Consider the following 3,251-nt stretch of genomic DNA (forward strand, 5'->3'; position numbering starts at 1 on the left):
AGTTTAATCATGAACTTATATAAAAATTATCCTGTAGATGGAAATAAAATTATTGAGAGTGCTGATAGAAAAACTATTTCTAGGTTTTTTTCTAACCAATTAACAAATATGTTAGTAAAAGATTATGAGTGTAGTAGTAGTTTAAATGGAGTGTGCAATATAGATTTTAATATTTTAATTCATTCACAAGATACTCCTAATAAATATAAAATATTACAGGATACTGATAGTTTAGTAACAGTTAAAGTTGAATATCACCAATATTCTCAATTTATTAACTTTGTTATTAATAAAGAATTTTCTTGTAAAAAAATAGGAAATATAAAATATGACAATGGAAGTGATTTAATTAAAATATTACGGAAATAATGTGAAATATTCAACATTATTCTTAATTTTATTATTTGCTAGCTATACATTTAAAAATAGAGATATATGGAATGGTACCTATCATAATTATGGCTCATAAAAAATTTTAGAAGATAATGTTGCAACTAGGGAGATGATTTTAACACTAACATCAAAAAAGTGTATTTTCTCAATTTTGGTTTTCAAATGGATAAAAATTATTTATGTAAGGTGGAAGAAAAAATAATAATCTATATTTGTTTGATGCTAATAGTCATGAGAAATTTGGAAAAATTATCTACAGAAAATGAAATTATTATCTTTATTCCTATTATGTTATAGATGGTAGAAAAAAATTTTCTTTAAGGATAAATAATAGTTATTATATGATCTTTATTAAATATTTTAGTTATATTAAATAAATCTAACTAGCTTTTAGGTTTATTTAATTTTAATATTTTATTAGAGTTTTAAAATAATAGTATTAATTTTATAGAGAATATATAGTGAGAATTTTTTTTTATTGGTTTTCAAGTATGCATTTCCTCAAATACAGAAGATTATAAAACACAACATTTAGATGATAAGACAATATATAATAGTGAAGTTAAGTATCTTGATGATACTCAACGTACAGGGTTGAAAAATAGAAATTTAAAATGTAAGTTTAATGGGAAAGAAGCAAATAGTGAAAACTATAAATGCTTAAGTAATTTTAATAATTCTACAATAAAAGATTTGAAAATTCATATTTGGACTTTGATAGTTTAGAAGGACACCTAATAAATGGTATTATGAAAGAATTGTAAATAGATGGATGTTATGTTATTGTAGTGAAATTAAAATTTTAAAAGACAAAATTTATATGTATCAAGCTTTTGATCAGTGGTTAAAAGAACTACATATATATAATATTGTTGGTAAGAAAAGAGATGAAAAAACAAAGTTTAATAATTATTTGTGTCATTACTGTGATTTGTGGATGTAGTGTAATAGCCAAGCCCGTATCTACATGTAAAACAGACTTTGATAATCTAAGTTGTATTAGAAGTGCATCAAGTTCAACTAATTCTGAAATGAAAAGAATACTAGAAAATTTATATAAGTCAGTAGATAATGTTAATGAATTAAAAGCTTCACAAATAAAATGGACACAATATAAAAATACATATTGCAAAGAATTTTTGGTAAAAGAAGCAGCTAATGCCCAAGGCGATGGAGCAGAGACAATTATAGAATCTTGTTTACTAAACAGTGATAAAAGTAGATTGTTAGAATTGAAATCTTTAAATAAAATGTATTCAAATTGATGTATTTATTTCACCAGCATATGGAGATAGTATTGTTTTGCCTGAAATAGATGATAGTAAACAAATAATAGTTTCTCCTTTTGAAGACAATGAAGATGAAGGTCCACAGTTAGAAATTTCTATTATTAATGCTTTTGGTTTGGTAGGGCAAAAAACTATATCTGCAAACAAAAATGTAGTAATCGATAAAAATTATAATTTAATTTATAAAAAGGGTAATAAAGAAAAAATATTAAAATTAAAGTAAAATATAAATTTTATAGAACAAGTTAATAATAAAAAACAGTAAATTTTACCGTTTTTATTATTTTATATTTTTGTAAATTTGAAAACGTTGGTGTTTAGTCTGCTCTTAAAGTAAAGTTAATCATAAAGATGGTTTAATGAACTTTAAAATTAAAATAATTTAAAGCCTAAATTATAGAATTTTTTCAATTTAATATTAAGAGGATAACCATTTTGATTCTTACAATTTGTGAATTTATTATTAGTTCGACTATCTTGTAAAATACTTTGAATGTTGCGTTGCAATTATGCTCGGTGGTTTACACTAGAAGATAGTAAACAAACGATTTATCGGAATGCATTAAGTAAAGTAAAAGCAAGAATCATATCGGAACTTTAAAGAGGTTTTATAATGAAATTTATATTTTTTTTATTTACATTATTTGTAATTTCAGAATGCAATGCAGAAAGTTCTAAAAATTCTTATGATCAAAAAAAGCAATGTAAGAATGATCTGATGTTAATAGCATCTAAGAATTTTGATTTTAATGGTATTAATAAGGATGATATAATTTTTGATTTTTCTGAAAAAGATTTTATAAAAATTTTTGTTAAAAGTAAAAGTGGAATTAATGATGGTGCGACTTTTAGTTGGATAAAAATTGATAGGAAGGATTATAAATTATATGACATTACATATGATGAAGAAAATAATATTCCAATGAATCTTTTTGATAAAAAAGATTATATAAGAAAATGTCTTTAATTAATTAACTTTTTGTGAGTATGTTTGTGTTTAAGAAAATAATTTTATTAATAATTGTATATTCTAATATTAGTGCTGCTTATGCGGATAATGATATAGTTGATAAGTGCTATATAAAAAATGAGATCGCATCAAATGAGTTAAATAGAGTCAGTGCAGTTAGCTTTTTCATCAAAAAGTAAGGTGAAAAATATAAATAGTAAAGCGATTTCTAGATTTTCTAGTAATTTTTGAATATATTGATAGAAAAGGTGGTGACATAACAGAGTCTAGTGTAATTATCAAATGTTTGTGATAATTTTGTATTTATTAATTATTTTGTTGATGAAGGAGAAAATATTAATTATGCTTTAAATGTATTTAAGAGTGGTACAGGGAAGTCTGTTAATTTTGGAACTGATGCAGAGTTCTGGATTGATGAAAAATATAATATAAAAGTAAATTATTATCAGTGGCGGAATATTTTTTATAAATCCTTTAAAGTAAGTGAGAAGGGAGTGGTATTAGAGTCAAAAAAACCATTTTAAGTAAATAAATTTATTTTTTATATGGATAAAATTTTTAGTTTTAATAGTGTGGTTTTACTATTAATTATATTTAAG

4 protein-coding genes and 1 pseudogene are annotated in these 3,251 nt (G+C 22.9%); all 5 read left to right on the top strand.

Translation table 11 applies throughout. The features are described from left to right. The coding region (locus tag ACH8JV_RS19045; RefSeq protein ID WP_396523191.1) for a hypothetical protein at positions 1–369 on the top strand (369 nt) is incomplete at its 5' end. A 501-nt stretch (positions 370–870) separates the two neighbouring features. Further along, positions 871–1,282: pseudogene (locus ACH8JV_RS19050) on the top strand (DUF1311 domain-containing protein); the annotation flags it as partial. Next, on the top strand, positions 1,281–1,658 hold the full coding sequence (locus tag ACH8JV_RS19055; RefSeq protein WP_396523193.1) for a lysozyme inhibitor LprI family protein: 378 nt from the start codon (positions 1,281–1,283) through the stop codon (positions 1,656–1,658). The pseudogene ACH8JV_RS19050 and the gene ACH8JV_RS19055, both read left to right, overlap by 2 nt. Before the next feature lie 37 nt (positions 1,659–1,695). Then, on the top strand, positions 1,696–1,905 hold the full coding sequence (locus ACH8JV_RS19060) for a hypothetical protein (protein WP_396523195.1): 210 nt from the start codon (positions 1,696–1,698) through the stop codon (positions 1,903–1,905). 390 nt (positions 1,906–2,295) lie between these two features. Next, a complete protein-coding gene (locus ACH8JV_RS19065) occupies positions 2,296–2,649 on the top strand; it encodes a hypothetical protein (protein ID WP_396523197.1) in 354 nt (117 codons plus the stop codon). Positions 2,650–3,251: the final 602 nt, after the last annotated feature.

It is taken from the genome of Acinetobacter sp. ABJ_C5_2, assembly GCF_044538485.1.
GTDB classification, from domain to species: domain Bacteria; phylum Pseudomonadota; class Gammaproteobacteria; order Pseudomonadales; family Moraxellaceae; genus Acinetobacter; species Acinetobacter nosocomialis_A.